The organism is Planococcus sp. BI3, assembly GCF_056680115.1.
Genome location: NZ_JBWXPQ010000002.1, coordinates 82,134 through 97,608, shown reverse-complemented (window position 1 = coordinate 97,608; position 15,475 = coordinate 82,134). Strand labels below are relative to the sequence as shown.

At 45.0% G+C, this 15,475-nt stretch carries 14 protein-coding genes; 9 read left to right on the top strand and 5 right to left on the bottom strand.

Annotation, left to right across the window (positions count from 1 at the left end; genetic code table 11):
• Positions 1 to 209: 209 nt before the first annotated feature.
• The 6 genes from copZ to AC1MEO_RS19650 all read left to right on the top strand — a co-directional run bounded on the left by copZ (position 210) and on the right by AC1MEO_RS19650 (position 7,117).
• Positions 210 to 413: a copper chaperone CopZ gene (gene copZ / locus AC1MEO_RS19675; protein WP_094942858.1), complete on the top strand. Its 204-nt coding sequence runs from the start codon at positions 210 to 212 to the stop codon at positions 411 to 413.
• A gap of 133 nt (positions 414 to 546) precedes the next feature.
• The gene (locus AC1MEO_RS19670; protein ID WP_203341266.1) at positions 547 to 2,676 is read left to right on the top strand and encodes a copper-translocating P-type ATPase; all 2,130 of its coding nucleotides are present in this window, start codon (positions 547 to 549) and stop codon (positions 2,674 to 2,676) included.
• 595 nt (positions 2,677 to 3,271) lie between these two features.
• Positions 3,272 to 4,363, top strand: a complete 1,092-nt coding sequence (locus AC1MEO_RS19665; RefSeq protein WP_149456953.1) for a glycerol dehydrogenase — start codon at positions 3,272 to 3,274, stop codon at positions 4,361 to 4,363.
• 217 nt (positions 4,364 to 4,580) lie between these two features.
• Complete coding sequence (locus tag AC1MEO_RS19660; RefSeq protein WP_480336234.1) at positions 4,581 to 5,324, top strand: Fic family protein; 744 nt, start codon at positions 4,581 to 4,583, stop codon at positions 5,322 to 5,324.
• A gap of 117 nt (positions 5,325 to 5,441) precedes the next feature.
• Positions 5,442 to 6,569: a tyrosine recombinase XerS gene (gene xerS / locus AC1MEO_RS19655; protein ID WP_480336233.1), complete on the top strand. Its 1,128-nt coding sequence runs from the start codon at positions 5,442 to 5,444 to the stop codon at positions 6,567 to 6,569.
• Between the two features lie 452 nt (positions 6,570 to 7,021).
• Positions 7,022 to 7,117, top strand: coding sequence for an IS3 family transposase (locus tag AC1MEO_RS19650; RefSeq protein WP_480336252.1), 96 nt, complete (start codon positions 7,022 to 7,024; stop codon positions 7,115 to 7,117).
• A 227-nt stretch (positions 7,118 to 7,344) separates the two neighbouring features.
• On the opposite strand, the gene AC1MEO_RS19645 is transcribed toward AC1MEO_RS19650, so the two are convergent.
• Complete coding sequence (locus AC1MEO_RS19645; protein ID WP_203341272.1) at positions 7,345 to 8,049, bottom strand: Crp/Fnr family transcriptional regulator; 705 nt, start codon at positions 8,047 to 8,049, stop codon at positions 7,345 to 7,347.
• Between the two features lie 14 nt (positions 8,050 to 8,063).
• Positions 8,064 to 8,285, bottom strand: a complete 222-nt coding sequence (locus AC1MEO_RS19640; protein WP_203341273.1) for a heavy-metal-associated domain-containing protein — start codon at positions 8,283 to 8,285, stop codon at positions 8,064 to 8,066.
• Positions 8,286 to 8,745: 460 nt separating this feature from the next.
• On the opposite strand from AC1MEO_RS19640, the gene AC1MEO_RS19635 reads away from it, so the two are divergent.
• From AC1MEO_RS19635 to AC1MEO_RS19625, 3 genes are read left to right on the top strand one after another with little or no spacing between them, the layout of a single operon-like run.
• Complete coding sequence (locus tag AC1MEO_RS19635) at positions 8,746 to 8,889, top strand: cytochrome c oxidase subunit 2A (RefSeq protein ID WP_112233091.1); 144 nt, start codon at positions 8,746 to 8,748, stop codon at positions 8,887 to 8,889.
• 42 nt (positions 8,890 to 8,931) lie between these two features.
• Positions 8,932 to 9,399: a cytochrome c oxidase subunit II gene (locus AC1MEO_RS19630; protein WP_112233092.1), complete on the top strand. Its 468-nt coding sequence runs from the start codon at positions 8,932 to 8,934 to the stop codon at positions 9,397 to 9,399.
• 20 nt (positions 9,400 to 9,419) lie between these two features.
• The gene (locus AC1MEO_RS19625) at positions 9,420 to 11,117 is read left to right on the top strand and encodes a cbb3-type cytochrome c oxidase subunit I (RefSeq protein ID WP_112233093.1); all 1,698 of its coding nucleotides are present in this window, start codon (positions 9,420 to 9,422) and stop codon (positions 11,115 to 11,117) included.
• 86 nt (positions 11,118 to 11,203) lie between these two features.
• Here AC1MEO_RS19625 and AC1MEO_RS19620 read toward each other — a convergent pair whose 3' ends face one another.
• The 3 genes from AC1MEO_RS19620 to AC1MEO_RS19610 form a co-directional block, all read right to left on the bottom strand.
• A complete protein-coding gene (locus AC1MEO_RS19620; protein WP_480336232.1) occupies positions 11,204 to 12,688 on the bottom strand; it encodes a DASS family sodium-coupled anion symporter in 1,485 nt (494 codons plus the stop codon).
• Between the two features lie 200 nt (positions 12,689 to 12,888).
• Positions 12,889 to 13,389 (bottom strand): Dps family protein, encoded by a 501-nt coding sequence (locus tag AC1MEO_RS19615; protein ID WP_225218478.1) that lies wholly within the window; start codon positions 13,387 to 13,389, stop codon positions 12,889 to 12,891.
• A gap of 115 nt (positions 13,390 to 13,504) precedes the next feature.
• A complete protein-coding gene (locus AC1MEO_RS19610) occupies positions 13,505 to 15,403 on the bottom strand; it encodes a heavy metal translocating P-type ATPase (RefSeq protein WP_191715295.1) in 1,899 nt (632 codons plus the stop codon).
• Positions 15,404 to 15,475: the final 72 nt, after the last annotated feature.

Genomic DNA, 15,475 nt, shown 5'->3' with positions numbered 1-15,475 from the left:
CAAAAAGTATATCTGGTGATAGCCCATTGTCGGCCGTTTATAGAAAAGTAATCGAATATCAAATCAATAGGGTGGTTTTTTCTTTTTGGTCACAGTAAATTCCTTGGGCGTCCAGAAAACAAAGACAAAGTAAAAATGAAACTGAAAACTTGATATACCCTCATGGGGTATGTTAAGTTTATGGAAATACTACTCCAGGAGGAATAAGAATGATTGAAACATTAAAAGTACAAGGCATGTCCTGCAGCCACTGTGTAAACTCGGTTGAAACCGGCGTCGGTGAACTCGAAGGGGTTTCATCTGTGGCAGTTGATCTTAAAAAAGGTGAAGTGGCAGTGGATTATGACGCTGGCAAGACATCATTAAACGAAATTCAGGAAGCGATTGAAGAACAAGGATATGCCGTCGTATAAGAGTGCTTTCACAGCACTCTTTACTTTTAAAAGAAATATACCCCGCGGTAGTATATTGGGGGCTTTGTGGCTGTTAAGAATGTCATAAGGGTAATTGGAATAAAGAAGCACTATTTTGAAGGAGGCGTACTGAATGGCTAAAAGTGAAAAAGACCATCACCACCATCACGACGAACAAGCAGATCACAGTAAAATGGACCATTCCAAACATGTTGGGCATGTCTATCATGAAGCTCAAGTAAAAGAGGGCATTCAAGACCACAGCAATCCATCCCAGAATCACAATCATCATGTCGATTCGGATCACAGCGGGCATGATCACGGACACCATCATCATGGGAATTTCAAAGAAATTTTTCTGAAGTCGCTGCCCTTGGGCATTGTCATTCTATTATTGTCGCCGATGATGGACGTTCGGCTCCCCTTCCAATTCACTTTTCCATACTCGGATATTATTGTCGCGGTACTTGCGACCATATTGCTGGTTTATGGCGGAAAACCCTTCTATCAAGGGGCAATCGCTGAATTCAAGGAAAAAGCGCCGGGCATGATGGCCCTTATTTCTTTAGGAATATCCGTTTCCTATCTGTATAGTATTTACGCAGTGCTGGCTCGTTACGTGACCGGTGAACACATCATGGATTTCTTCTTTGAATTTGCGTCCTTGCTCTTGATCATGCTGCTTGGCCACTGGATTGAAATGAAAGCGGTCGGAGAAGCCGGGGATGCGCAACAATCACTCGCTGAATTAGTGCCGAAAGATGCGCATGTGGTACTGGAAGACGAGTCGATCGAGACGCGTCCCGTAAATGAGCTGAAAGTCGGAGATCTTGTACGGGTTCAGGCCGGAGAAAACGTCCCTGCCGATGGCATCATCAAAAGAGGCACCTCCCGGATCAATGAAGCTTTGCTGACGGGGGAATCTAAACCCATTGAAAAAGGAGCCGGAGACAAAGTAATCGGCGGTTCCACGAACGGTGCAGGCATCTTGTATCTTGAAGTACAGGAAACCGGCGACCAATCGTTCATTTCCCAAGTACAAGCCCTGATAAGCCAGGCGCAGGATCAACCTTCAAGAGCTGAAAACCTGGCTCAAAAAGTAGCCGGCTGGCTGTTTTATATCGCCATTGCGGCGGCTTTCATCGCTTTTGTCGTTTGGCTGTACATTGCTGACATTCAAACTGCTGTTCTTTTTACGGTTACGACATTAGTCATTGCATGTCCACACGCTCTCGGCCTTGCCATTCCGCTGGTTATTGCACGAAGCACCAGTTTAGGTGCAAGCCGCGGGCTGTTGGTAAAAGACCGCGAAGCATTGGAGCTGGCAACTAAGGCTGATGTAATGATACTGGATAAAACGGGTACGTTGACTACTGGCGAATTTAAAGTTTTGAACATGGAAACACTGGATGGTCAACATACCGAAGCCGAAATCGCGGCGTTAATGGCAGGGATTGAAGGTGGATCCAGCCACCCAATCGCCCAGTCAATAGTCCAATACGCTGAGAAACAAGGGATTCAGCCTGTCCACTTTGATTCGATTGATGTTGTGTCGGGTGCGGGTATAGAAGGAAACGCCAATGGCCGCAAATACGAATTGATCAGCCAAAAGGCATTTGGAAGAGATGTAGCGGTGGATGTTCCCAAAGGGGCAACATTAAGTATACTGGTTGAGGACGGGAATCCGATCGGTACGGTCGCATTAGGCGATGAATTGAAAGAAACGAGCAGAACGCTGATACAGGCATTGAAGCATTACAATATAAAACCGATCATGGCTACAGGCGACAATGAAACGGCTGCCCAAGGAGTAGCAGAGGAACTGGGCATTGAATACAGAGCCAATCAATCGCCGCAAGATAAATATGATTTAGTGGAATCATTGAAAAATAATGGACAAACGGTCATCATGGTCGGCGACGGCGTAAACGATGCACCATCCCTTGCAATAGCAGACGTGGGTATTGCAGTCGGTGCGGGAACTCAAGTCGCGATCGATTCCGCTGATGTGATTTTGACTCAGTCGGATCCAGGAGATATTGAATCCTTTATTGAATTGGCCAACAAAACAACCGGTAAAATGAAACAAAACCTCGTGTGGGGAGCCGGGTATAACTTTATTGCCATTCCCATAGCAGCGGGTGTTCTAGCCTCTATTGGGATTACCTTGGCTCCTGCAGCAGGAGCAGTTCTGATGTCCGTGTCCACGGTTATCGTGGCTATCAATGCGATGACATTAAAACTAAGAAATAGAGCTGTTTAAAACAGTGGTTAATTGTCGTACACGAAAAGTGCTGCCTCCCAAAAGTTGGATTTTTTTAACCTTGGGGCACAGTTTCGTATTAGGTTAAAGTCAAACGGAAGTTTGAAGACTTTGGATAATTAACTATAGTTTCACAGTTAACATATGAGGAATTATCGGAAGAAGGACAGGATTATACCCTCCTTTTTCTTTTCTTTTGCTTGATAAAGTATCATTTTTTATGGTTATTAATCAGAGTATGGCAAGTTGTTTATATACACAAGCCGGGAATTAACTAGAACCGAAAGATATTTTCACAAGTTCTAAAAAGACTGCTACAGTGCTATTCTATTTTAAATTACCTTTTTAAATTTTGGTAAACAAGAGAATTCTTTTCGATAGATTTTGTGAGTCAAAATGTAAAAATGGCATAACGATTCTATATCTTATAAAAGCATCTATTAAAATAGCAAAAGCCGGCTTCGTTGACAACCAGTCGTGGAAAGCGTTAAGTTTAGCTGGAAGATACTTGGAATTTAAACATTGCAGGAAAAGAATCCAATACATCACTATTCAAAGTAAAAACGATTTTTTCATGAGAAGGGAGCAATTCATAATGCAAAAGAAAATTTTTATTTCCCCCAAAAAATATATTCAAGGTGCTGGTGTTCTAAGTCAGCTTGGCGAAGAAGTTGCTAAAATCGGGGAAACGCCGTTTATTTTATCCGACAGCACGGTTTGGGGAATCACAGGAAACACAGTTGAAGAAAGTTTCAAAGCTTCGAATACTTCATATATTTATGAAGAGTTTACGGGAGAAGCTTCTAATACGGAAATTGATCGTCTTTCTAAAGTAGGGAAAGATAAAAAAGCTGACGTTGTGATCGGGTTAGGCGGAGGAAAAACTATAGACACCGCGAAAGCCGTTGGGGATGCCCTGGGAATTGCTGTCGTGGTTGCTCCTACAACTGCATCTACAGATGCTCCGACAAGCGCGCTTTCCGTGATTTATTCCGACGATGGGGTATTTGAGGGCTATAAGTTCTATACCAAAAATCCGGATTTAGTTTTGGTCGATTCAAAAGTGATCGTCAATGCACCAGTGTTTCTCTTGGCTTCGGGCATGGGAGATGCTATGGCCACATTTGTTGAAACCCGAGCTTCATTGAAACGAAATTCAAATACCATGGCGGGTGGAAAGGCTACTCTTGCTGGACAGGCAATTGCTGAAAAAGCTGAAGAAGTACTTTTCGATCAAGGTATTGCTGCATACAAAGCTGCAAAACAAGGGCTGGTCACTCCGCAAGTTGAAGCGATTATCGAAGCAAACACCTTATTATCAGGATTAGGATTCGAAAATGGCGGATTGGCTTCAGCGCACGCTATCCATAATGGCTTTACTGCACTTGAAGGAGAAATTCACAAGTTGACTCATGGCCAAAAGGTAGCCTACGGTGTCTTGACTCAGTTAGTATTGGAAGGTTACGCAGAATCTGACATTCTGCGTTATGCCGACTTCTTTAAAGAAATTGAGTTGCCGACAACTCTGAAAGACCTTCATTTAGAAAATGCGTCATACGAAGACTTACTTAAAATTGGAGAACTGGCCACCGTGGCAGGAGAAACATCGCATAACATGAACCCGGAACTTACACCGGAACAAATTGCAGATGCCATTTTAGCGGTAAATGCAATTACAACTGCTTGAATTTGGTTGAGATAAAGTAAATTTAGATTGAAGCATACCTAAGAAGGAGATAACTCATCAGCATGGGTTATCTTCCTTTCTTCCATTTTATATGTTCGCAAAATACTAATTTAACGAACATATAGAGTGGGCATATGATAAAATAGAGATATTAAAAGAATTCCCATTCATAATACTGAAATTAAACTTGAATCCCATGAGAAGCAGGTGCTGGTAAATGAACAGCTTTAATCACGTTGACAAATTAAAAGAACAATTAGATCAACATAGACCTCTCCCGGCTGCGGCTGTGAAGAACCTGCGCGATGTGTATCGTGTGGAATGGACCTACAATTCGAATGCCATCGAAGGCAATACCCTATCCTTGATTGAAACCAAAGTGGTCATGGAAGATGGCTTAACGATTGGCGGCAAGCGTCTGCAAGAGCATTTTGAAGTCATCAACCATGCCGAGGCGATTAGCTTCATCGAGGACCAGGTCAATCAAACCGAACCGTTGGATGAGCGTACGTTAAAAACGATTCATCACTTGATTTTAAAGAACATCGACGATGAAAATGCGGGTAGGTATCGCTCGATCAACGTGAGGATCTCCGGTAGCCAGCATGAACCGCCGCATTTCCTGCAGGTAGCGAATGAAATGCAGGAGCTTTTCACTTGGTATGAGCAAGCGAAAGACCAGCTGCATCCGGTAGAGCTGGCTGCACTATTCCACTTTAAATTCGTTTATATTCACCCGTTCGCAGATGGTAATGGCAGAACTGCGCGATTATTGATGAACTTGATCCTGATGGGTCACGGCTTCCCTCCTGCTATCGTCAAAGCTGAAAACGCACAGCGCTTAACGTATTACGAAGTGCTGGAAACAGCCAGTGTACAAGGCGACACGCTGCCTTTCATCGAGTTGATTGCCCAATGCGTAGAAGAAAGTTTGACGAAGTATTTAAAAGCGATTCTTTAGCAGTTGTTTCTTTAACTTCGTCATTTTCTAGAAAAAGCACTTACTACCTCTATATGTTCGCTTAAATTACATTTTGCGAACAATTAAAGTGAAAATGTAAAAAGGAGGCTAACTTAGATGGCTTTAACACCCGAAGAACTCCAAATCCTCCAGCGGATCGAAAATCAGCTGAAAGATATGCCCTTCTACGTCGTTGAGTATGTCCGCTCCAAAAAGCGAGCCGGCCTCTCGGCAGATACGTTGCTGCAGTACCTCTACCGCTATCAGCACTTTTTCCAGTGGCTGCTCCGGGAAGGCTTGGCAGAGTCTGCGGATACCGCTTCTATTCCCTATTCTGTATTGGCAGAAATGAAAAAGCAGGACGTGGAACACTACATTGAATTCCTGAAAGAAGAATCGCTCACCCATGAGAACAACACCGTGAAAAAGCGTGGCAACGCCGTCGTGATGCTCTCCGTCAATGCATTGAAATCGCTTTTCAACTACCTGACAAAAGAGACAGAAAGCGAGAACGGCGAATCGTACTTCTACCGGAACGTCATGAGCAAGATTGTGCTGCACACAAAAAAAGAGACGGCCAGCCGCCGCGCACAAAAAATCAGCTCCGTCATTTTGAATGAACATGAAATTCATGATTTCCTCCAGTTTATTGATCAGGAGTATGAAACCACGTTAACGAGTGGACTAGCACGCCAACGTTTTAACCGAGACAAGGAGCGGGATTTGGCAATTCTTTCTCTTTTCCTTGGAAGCGGCATCCGTCTTGGAGAAATGGCCCGGATTCTCGTCAAGAAAGTTAATCTTAAAAAACAATTGATCGACATCAAGCGGAAAGGAGCGAAAGAAGATACCGTCCGGGTGATGGACCAAGCAATTCAACACGTAAAAGACTACATAGAGATCCGGGAAGTTCGGTATACCGGATCGAAAGAAGTGCCTTTTTTGTTTGTCACACTTTATGGAGGGACAGTACGTCCTCTCTCCCGCCGTGCCATTGAGAACCTGGTGACTAAGTATACGGCTGCCTTTGCCCAGGGCGAAGGTATGAGCCCGCACAAGCTCCGGCATAGTTTTGCAGCGGACTTTATTCGCAATGGCGGGAATATTGTCCTTCTGCGAGATCAGCTGGGACACAGCAACATTGAAACCACTTCTCTATATACCAATCTTTCCAATAAGGATAACGAGCAGGTATTAACGCGGATGGAGACCAATCGTTTAAAGCGTGCAGATACAGATAAATAAGGGTGTTGAAAAGGTCAGATGGCTTTGTAAGCTACCTGTCCTTTTCCATATGCACTTTACTACTGAAACAAGTTTTAATTTTAATCTGAATCTATTAAAATTCCTTAAATAGGTATTTTGCGAACATATATTAATGAAGATAGAAAGATATCTTTTTAAAAGAAAGGTATCTTCCTACTTCTATCTAAACATTTTTTCTTCTAATAATCTGATGACAAGGAATAATATTTAATCCCAAATAAATAACAATCATTAAATTTCATTTTAGTTCTCGTTCTGAAAGTATGCTTTTCAATCAAAAAGAATAAGAAGCTTTCATTAAAGCTAGTGCTGCGCGCTAAGTATAATAAGAAATTTAAACCAAATTTTATAAATGAGAATTTATTTGACCCATTGAACTATCCTATATCAGCCTAGAAATACGAGATCCCTAACCATCCGCAAATCGAACAATATTATCTACCTACAACAACGAACGCATCAAACAAAAATTGGCCGGCATGAGTCCGGTGAAATACCGAGCTCATACCAGCCAATTAGCTGCATAAACTAAAACTCTAACTTTAAGGGGTCACTACCGCCTGACTAGCACCGCTTTTCCCTTTAGTATTTTTCTATTATAATTTCTATTACTTTCTATAATCTCTCATATGTAAACCGAACTCTTGGCAGGGCTTTCCTTATTTTCATTTACACAACATATTTTACGCTCTCTTACTTAATTTTGAAATCCTTTCACATTACACATAATTACCATCAAATATCGTACCGATTGCTAGATGAGCAGCAAAGCATCCAGATCCAGTATACGGATTCGGCGCTGGTCTTCCTGTTCAATCCATCCCTCGTCTTCAAACTTGGCAAGTTTCCGGCTGATGGTTTCGGGAGTCGTACCGAGAAAAGAAGCAAGATCTTTTCTGGACATCGGCAAACGGTACTCCGTCGATTTGTTTTCTTCCACCTGCTGAGCCAGATAAAGCCCAATCCGTGTTTCCACGTCTTCTGTCGCAAAGCTGGTCATCTGGCTTTCAGCCTGGCCAAGCCGATTGGAAAATTCACTTAGGATTTTCCATGAAATATTCGGATATCGCTGCAGAAATTCCTGAAGATTGTCGCGCTGGATGCTACAAATGTCGGTCTTTTCCATCGCTTCCGCATAATCATCATGAATCGATTCCTTAAACAAAGCGAGTTCCCCGGTGAAATCGCCCGGCTCCAGAATCCGGATCAATTGCTCTTTGCCGTTTTCCGACAGACGGTAAACTTTCACTTTTCCTTGATGGACTATATACAAGGAATCCGAGGCATCGCCAACACTGTGCAGCAGCTCCCCTTTCTTTAAGGAGATGGAACGCGTCGTTTTGGCGACTTCCTCCATTTCTTCGTCTTGAAGATGATTAAAGATCGGAACTATGGAAACACATAATTGATGTGCTCCCTTGTTTCCTTCTGTATGCTGGCATGCTTCCTGATACTTCATACTTTCCCTCCTAGTTAGGCAACTTTCCTTGAATATACAGAATACCCCAGTTTCACAATAAGTTCTTCGATTTGTTGATCTGAAATTTGTAATTCATCAAACTCAACTCTTACTTTTCCGGAATGGAACAGTACTATGCCATCCTTTACACCAGCCTGTTTCCCCAAAGTATTCTCAATTTTTTTGATGCAGGACGGACAACTGAATGGCTCCATTTGAAATACCGCTTTTCTCATATTGCTCTCCTCCTTATATTCATCTTCATTATAAGGGGTGCCTGTTTCTTTAACCTTGATGGCCGTCAAGGATGATAGTAGTTTAAAGAAATTAACCCTTAAAAGGATTAAAAAATAAAATTTAGTGAATAATACAAAAGAGGATATAGTCTAATTAGACTAAAAACTTATACGATATGCAAGCATACCCAAATCATCTATTCGTAAAAGTGAATGAGAAATGTTCCATATTGGTTTTGCATTGACAGGCATCAAGGAATCCAATTTTTTATTCGCGTATACTGTCTTAACAGATTTATTTTCAATATTCCTGCAATTCCATTCTATTGGTATTTTGCGGCATTATCCAATTTTGAGTTTTACTCGAAAAATTTAAGTTGGTTTCATTCCTTAATGAAGCAACTTGAATAGAACTGAAGCTGCTCTCTGCTTCATCCGGAAAAGAAAGGAGGAAATCAAAATGAAGGAAGCTTCCAAAAAGAAAGACCGCGAAGACGCTCAGGAAACTTCATTGCGAGGCACTTTTACTTCCGTTCTGATCATCGCGGTATTCATGCTTGTGTCCTGGTTCAGCGTTTTCTTTTTATTCCTGGAGCGCAACTGAAACGGGGCAACTATTATAGAAATTTGAGAGGAGATTCGACGTATGCATATCCATCGTTATGAAAAACTCTGGCTGATTATCGGTTCACTCATTTTAGCCGTTTTCCTCGGGATTTTAGCATTTCAAACTTTTTTCCTGGAAATGGGGCCGCCGAGCCATGCGGAAATGATCGATCCGCAAACGGTCCGCGAGTCTGAGATTTTTGCGGACACTGAGCTGAAGGAAATCGGCGATAACGAATACGAAATTGCCATTATCGCGGAAATGTTTGCGTTCCAGCCGGGTGATTTGGAAATTCCGGCAGGCGCGACAGTCCATTTCACTTTGGCATCACCTGACGTCACCCACGGCTTTAAAATTACAGACACGAACGTCAATGTCATGGTCGTTCCCGGCCATATTTCGAAAGTCAGCCATACATTCGACGAGCCAGGGGAATACCTGATCCTATGCAATGAATATTGCGGCCTCGGGCACGAGTTCATGGCGAACACCATCACCGTCAAATAAAGAAGAAAGAAGGGGAAGAAATGGCTCACATCAATGAAACACCGATTCTGCATAAAGGGACGGCCGTTAACGAAGATGCCGCTGCCGGCATTACGGGACGGGATATCCGACTATCGGCCGCGAATTTATTCATCGCATTTATTGCATTATTAATCGGCGGATTTGCCGGTCTATTGCAGGGCCTGGTCCGCAGCGGTTTTTTTGAACTCCCTTCGTGGATCAGTTATTATGCACTGCTGACTGCCCACGGCGTCATGTTCATCCTGGTATTAAGTTCTTTTTTCAGCATCGGCTACCTGTATGCCGGAACTTCACGGGTGCTTGGCGGACTGGCCAATAAAACCATCGCTTTCGGATGGGCAGGCTTTGCTCTCATGACAACCGGCACGCTGATCGCTGCGTTTCTTATTGTTACCGGAAACGCCAATGTGCTTTATACGTTTTACACTCCGATGCAGGCGCATCCCTGGTTTTATATCGGGCTTGCGCTTATTGTCGTCGGCATCCTGTTAAATTGCATCGGCATGTTCATCACCTATCAGAGCTGGCGCAAACGAAATCCCGGAAAACTAACGCCGCTTTTCGCCTTTTTCGCAAATGCCGTTTTCGTCCTTTGGGTTTTCGCTTCCCTGTTCATCGCTGTTTTTGTCATAGCGATGGTCATTCCGTGGGCATTCGGATGGGTTGCAACCATTGATCCGATGATGGGCCGCACCTTATTTTGGGCTTTCGGCCATACGCTCGTGAATATTTGGATGCTGACATCCATTTCAGCCTGGTATGTGGCGATGCCAAAAATCATCGGCGGAAAAGTATTCAGTGATTCACTGGCGCGTGTCGCTGTGGTCATTCTTGTGGTGGCCAATGTACCCGGCGGCTTCCACCACCAGATCCTTGATCCGGGCTTGTCCGTCAATGTGAAATTTCTGCACGTGATTCAAACATTCATGATCATTTTCCCTTCCCTCATGACCGCCTTTGCGATGCTCGCCACTATGGAACGGACCGGAAGAGCAAAAGGCGTTACGAGTTTGCTCGGCTGGTGGAAAACGCTGCCTTGGTCTGATGCCCGTTTCTTCGCATTGATTGTCGCCATGTTTGCCTATATCCCAGCGGGACTCGGCGGAATTATCAACGCCAGCAACCAAATTAACCAGGTTGTCCATAATTCCATCTGGGTCACCGGCCATTTGCATTTAACCGTTGGCACTACGGTCATCCTGACATTTTTTGGGATTTCCTATTGGCTGATCCCTTATTTATCCGGCAGAAAAATGACGCCGACAATCAACCGGCTGGCCGTTGCCCAAACGGTCATTTGGGCGAGCGGCATGCTGCTCATGTCGGGTGCCATGCACATTAACGGGCTGCTCGGAAGCCCCCGCCGGACGGCCAATACGTCCTACAATGGCCACAGCGCCGCTGCGGACTGGGCGATGTACGAAATGTTGATGGCGATGGGCGGAGTGATCCTGGTCGTCGGCATCATTCTGCTGGTTTATATCTGGGCACAGCTCGCCTTTTTCGCGCCAAAAGGAAAGACAGACTTTCCGATCGGAGAAGATTACAGCCCTTCAGATGCATCACCGCTGTTCATGGACCGCTGGTCGATTTGGGTGGCACTGGCGACAGTATCAGTGGCCATTGCTTATATCATCCCGCTGATCGACTTTGCTTCGGGCCATAATCCGGGATCGCCGCCGTTCTTGATGCCTTAGCTCAGCAGAAAAGTTACAGATATAGATAAAAGAGGATGTTCCCAAGTCAGTTCTTCAGCAGACTCGGGGCATCCTCTTTTTCTTTCTTACAATAATCCGATCCATTTCCAGTAGGTCGCGCTGAAAAGCAATATCAGCAAGTAACCGATGATGGTCAGCGGCACACCTGATTTCAAAAAGTCCTTCACTGTGAAAGCCCCTGTTCCGTAGGCCAGCATGTTTTGCGGCGCACTGACCGGAAGCAGGAATCCAAACGAAATGACGAATTGCTGGATTAAGACAAAACCGATTTCATTGCCATCGAGCTGCAGAGTCGTGGCCAAAGCGATAAAGATAGGGATCAACGCAGATGACAAGCTCGTTGCACTCGCAAAACCAAGGTGAATGAGAATATTAAATAAAGAAAGCAAGGCGATCGTCGCAAGAAGCGGCATATTTTCCAATCCCATCGCCCCAAATACTTTATCGGACAACCATTGGGCCGCTTCCGTACTCAACAAAGTGGAGCCGAGCGCAATTCCGACAGCGAAAACGATAATCGTACCCCATGGAATCATTTTTTCTACCGTCTTCCAGTCAAAGACACCCACTTTTGGAGCCAGTAAAATAGCGATTGCTACGATGGTGACCGTTGTTGTATCAAAGGGATGCAAGATTTCTTCTGTCGACCACAAAAGCAATAATGCCAAAGATACGACAATCAACCGGATTTCAGCCGGCTTAAGAGGCCCCAATTCATTCAAGTCTTTCTGAATCAACTCGGTGCCGCCTTCCACTACTTTCGTCTCTGGCTTGATCAGTTTAATCATGACAAAATACAGCACAACCGACATGATGATGGACCATGGCGCCGCATAAAGGAACCAGGCGCTCCATGACACAGTCTCTCCAAACTCATTTTCCATGAAACCAAGCGCTACCAGGTTCTGTGCAGCACCTGTTTTGATGCCGACATTCCAGATGGATACCGATTGGACCGCAGTGATGACCAATAGCGCTGCGAGTCGGCTGTTGACAGGCAATCCGAATGCCGCGACCATACCAAGCAGAATCGGTACGACTGCGCCGGCACGGGCTGTGGCACTCGGCACAAAGAATGCAAGTACAATTGAAACAATGATGGCACCAAAAACGATAGCGCCCGTTTTTGTACCGACTTTCGATAAAATCCACAACGCCAAGCGCTTATGCAAATTCGTCGCTTGCATGGCAGCTGCCAAGAACAAGGCTGCAGCGACAAGCGCCACTGCCGAATTACTGAAACCCGCCAATGCCAGACTGAGTGCATCTCCCGTACCGAGTAGCTCCCCTGGATTTTCGGGATTTGGGGAAAGACCCAACAACAGAGCCATAAGCCCGATAATCATGGCGGCACTGACTGGATACGAAACCGCTTCTGTCATCCATAAAACGACCGCAAATGCTAAAATGGCAAGTGTTCTTTGCCCCACCACTGATAAATCTCCCGGCGTTGGCAATAAAACAATGATAATTAAAATGGCAAAAGCCAAAAAAATATAGACCGGTCTTAAATTGCGTTTCGGTTTTTCTTCCGCTGTTTTTTCCACCATGAAAACCACCCTTTCTTGAAGTATATTCACAACCGTTGCTTACCCTGTCGAGATCAGAGTGAAACGGTGATGACTCTTGTTCAGAGCTTCAGATAAATACATTAAAAAAACCATCGTACAATAGAAACGAATGTGTCTCTATCGTATGATGGTTTACTGATTTAGAGAGACTATATTTCTGCAACGCGTTTTATTTTCTCCTACTCTTCATCTTCCCCTTCTAAAGCATCGTTGCCCAGATAAGCCTGCAGCATCCAAATGTTTTTATCGAGGCTGGCTTTGTATCCGGTCAGCATATCCACCGTTACATCGTCTTTCTCTTTCGCCGCAAGATGGATGGCTTTGACTGTTACATCCCGAATGACCCGGTAATCATCCACTAATATGCCAAGCATATCTTGGGAAGAAAGCGGCTCAATATAAGGTGTTTCACTAATAAATGCATGTTCCAGATATTCACCGAGAGTCGAATACGGTTTCTCGCCAATGGCAATCAAGCGTTCTCCGAAAGCATCATAGTATTCGTTGGCTTCGTCATAAAGTTCATTGAATTTCTCATGCAGCGGAAAGAATTCTGGTCCTTTCAAGTACCAATGGAATTGGTGAAGTTTCACGAATAAGACATTTTGATTGGCGATTAAATGATTGACCATAAAAGCTGCAGTTGCATGATGGTGTTCGTGGTTAGTATGTTCAGTCATGATAAGATTCCTCCTAAATGTTTTGGTTTTAACTCCGGATTTTACGCAATAGCTGTAGAAAGGAAAGGGAGAAAGTAGCGGATTCCTCCCTTCTCTTCATTTTCACCTATATTTTTTACACTTGAACGGGTTCCAATTCTTTTTCCCGCTGCTGCATCTGTTTCCGGTTGAAGCCCATCAGTCTCATGGCGTTCAAGATGACAATCAGGACACTAGCTTCGTGGATGAACATGCCGGACGCCAGATGAACGGAGCCCATTAATACACCGGCGAGCAAGACAGCGACAATGCCGACTGCGAAGAACGTGTTTTGCTTCATGTTGCGGATGGTCGCTTTGGACAGGGAGTAAGCGTGTGAGAATTGCATTAGCTTATCGGCCATCAGGACGACATCCGCCGTTTCCATTGAAATGTCCGTGCCGCCTTCACCCATCGCGAGTCCGATATCGGCTGTGGCAATTGCCGGCGCATCGTTGACGCCGTCCCCTGCCATTGCCACGACATGTCCCTGCTGTTTCAGTTGTTTCACAAACGCTACTTTGTCTTCCGGCAACAGTTCGGCATGGAATTCGTCTAGCCCTAATTCGGTAGCCACGAGTTCAGCGGTGTGCTGGTTGTCGCCCGTCAGCATAACGATTTTCTTGATACCATTTTTTCTCATCTGAGCAAGTGCAGGCGCTGCGTCTTCACGAATCTGGTCGGCAATCGAGAAGATGCCAGCGACTTCTCCGTCCACCGCCGCGAAGATCGCTGTGTTTCCCGCTTTCTCGCGATTTACCGCATACGCTTCCACTTCCGCCGGAATGGCGATATTTTCTGCGTTCATGAGCTTGCGGTTCCCGATGGTCAAAATTCGACCTTCCACTGTAGCCGTCAGGCCGTTGCCTTTGATCACATTGACGGCTTCCGGTTCCTGGTCGAGAGCCATGTCACGACTCTTCGCTTCTTTGACGATTGTTTGACCAAGATGATGTTCAGACACCGTTTCCGCCTGCGCCACCAATCGAAGCAGATCCTGTTCTTCGTGCGAATTGAAGACCTCGATATTCGTCACTTCCGGTTTCCCTTTCGTCAACGTACCGGTTTTATCAAAGACCAGTGTATCGACTTTTGAGAAGCGGTCCATCACTTCGCCGCCTTTAACCAGCACGCCGTTTTTCGCGCCATTGCCGATGCCCGCAACACTTGATACCGGTGCACCGATGATTAACGCGCCAGGACAAGCGATGACAAGGAAGGTGATCGAGAGATGAAGGTCTCTTGTCAGGACATAGACCAGAACAGAAAGAACGACAACCGCAGGGGTATAGATATTCGCAAATTTATTCAGAAATTTTTCTGTTTTTGATTTTGATTCCTGCGCTTCTTCCACCAGTTCAATGATTTTCGCGAATGTTGTGTCATCTCCAACCTTTTCAGCAATTATTTCAAGATAACCCGTGTCCATGATAGTACTGCTGAATACGCTGTCTCCTGTTTTTTTGGAAGCAGGAACGGATTCCCCTGTGATAGCCGCTTCGTTCAGTGAAGCTTGTCCAGTGACAATCTTACCGTCCACCGGCACTTTTCCGCCCGTCCGGATGATGACACGATCCCCTTCGACGACTTCTTCCACCGGCACGGTCACACTGACGCCATCACGGATGATGGTCGCTTCCTGCGGTGCCATATCCACCAGGCTTTTTAGAGAAGAACGTGTTTTTTCCAGTGTGCGGGCTTCCAGATAATCCCCGAACAAGAACAGGAACGTTACGACTGCTGATTCCACGTATTCCCCGATAAAAAGCGCACCGATGACGGCGATTGTTACCAGCATTTCAATACTGAACGCTTTCATCATTAACGCCTGGAACGCTTTGACCGCGATCGGAATCCCGGCAATGACCGTCGCGGTGATCAATGTGAACTGCCGCAGGTCATGGTGACCCGTGAAGTTCAAGACCAGCGCCAGGACCAGTAAGAAACCGGCTAGAAAAGTGATGCTTTTTTTGTGTTTATGAATGAACCCAATCATTTTGTTCCACTCCTCTTTCTTTCGACTGTTATTTTCTTTACACCCTTATCTTAAGTGGTTTCGAGACAGAAT

Excerpts from the sequence above, each read along its gene's own strand:
- AC1MEO_RS19635 (WP_112233091.1), top strand. The coding sequence starts at position 8,746 with ATGAAGGAAGCTTCCAAAAAGAAAGACCGCGAAGACGCTCAGGAAACT.
- AC1MEO_RS19665 (WP_149456953.1), top strand. The coding sequence starts at position 3,272 with ATGCAAAAGAAAATTTTTATTTCCCCCAAAAAATATATTCAAGGTGCT.
- AC1MEO_RS19610 (WP_191715295.1), bottom strand. The coding sequence starts at position 15,403 with ATGATTGGGTTCATTCATAAACACAAAAAAAGCATCACTTTTCTAGCC.
- AC1MEO_RS19615 (WP_225218478.1), bottom strand. The coding sequence starts at position 13,389 with ATGACTGAACATACTAACCACGAACACCATCATGCAACTGCAGCTTTT.
- AC1MEO_RS19620 (WP_480336232.1), bottom strand. The coding sequence starts at position 12,688 with ATGGTGGAAAAAACAGCGGAAGAAAAACCGAAACGCAATTTAAGACCG.
- AC1MEO_RS19645 (WP_203341272.1), bottom strand. The coding sequence starts at position 8,049 with ATGAAGTATCAGGAAGCATGCCAGCATACAGAAGGAAACAAGGGAGCA.
- AC1MEO_RS19660 (WP_480336234.1), top strand. The coding sequence starts at position 4,581 with ATGAACAGCTTTAATCACGTTGACAAATTAAAAGAACAATTAGATCAA.
- xerS (WP_480336233.1), top strand. The coding sequence starts at position 5,442 with ATGGCTTTAACACCCGAAGAACTCCAAATCCTCCAGCGGATCGAAAAT.
- AC1MEO_RS19625 (WP_112233093.1), top strand. The coding sequence starts at position 9,420 with ATGGCTCACATCAATGAAACACCGATTCTGCATAAAGGGACGGCCGTT.
- copZ (WP_094942858.1), top strand. The coding sequence starts at position 210 with ATGATTGAAACATTAAAAGTACAAGGCATGTCCTGCAGCCACTGTGTA.
- AC1MEO_RS19670 (WP_203341266.1), top strand. The coding sequence starts at position 547 with ATGGCTAAAAGTGAAAAAGACCATCACCACCATCACGACGAACAAGCA.
- AC1MEO_RS19630 (WP_112233092.1), top strand. The coding sequence starts at position 8,932 with ATGCATATCCATCGTTATGAAAAACTCTGGCTGATTATCGGTTCACTC.
- AC1MEO_RS19640 (WP_203341273.1), bottom strand. The coding sequence starts at position 8,285 with ATGAGAAAAGCGGTATTTCAAATGGAGCCATTCAGTTGTCCGTCCTGC.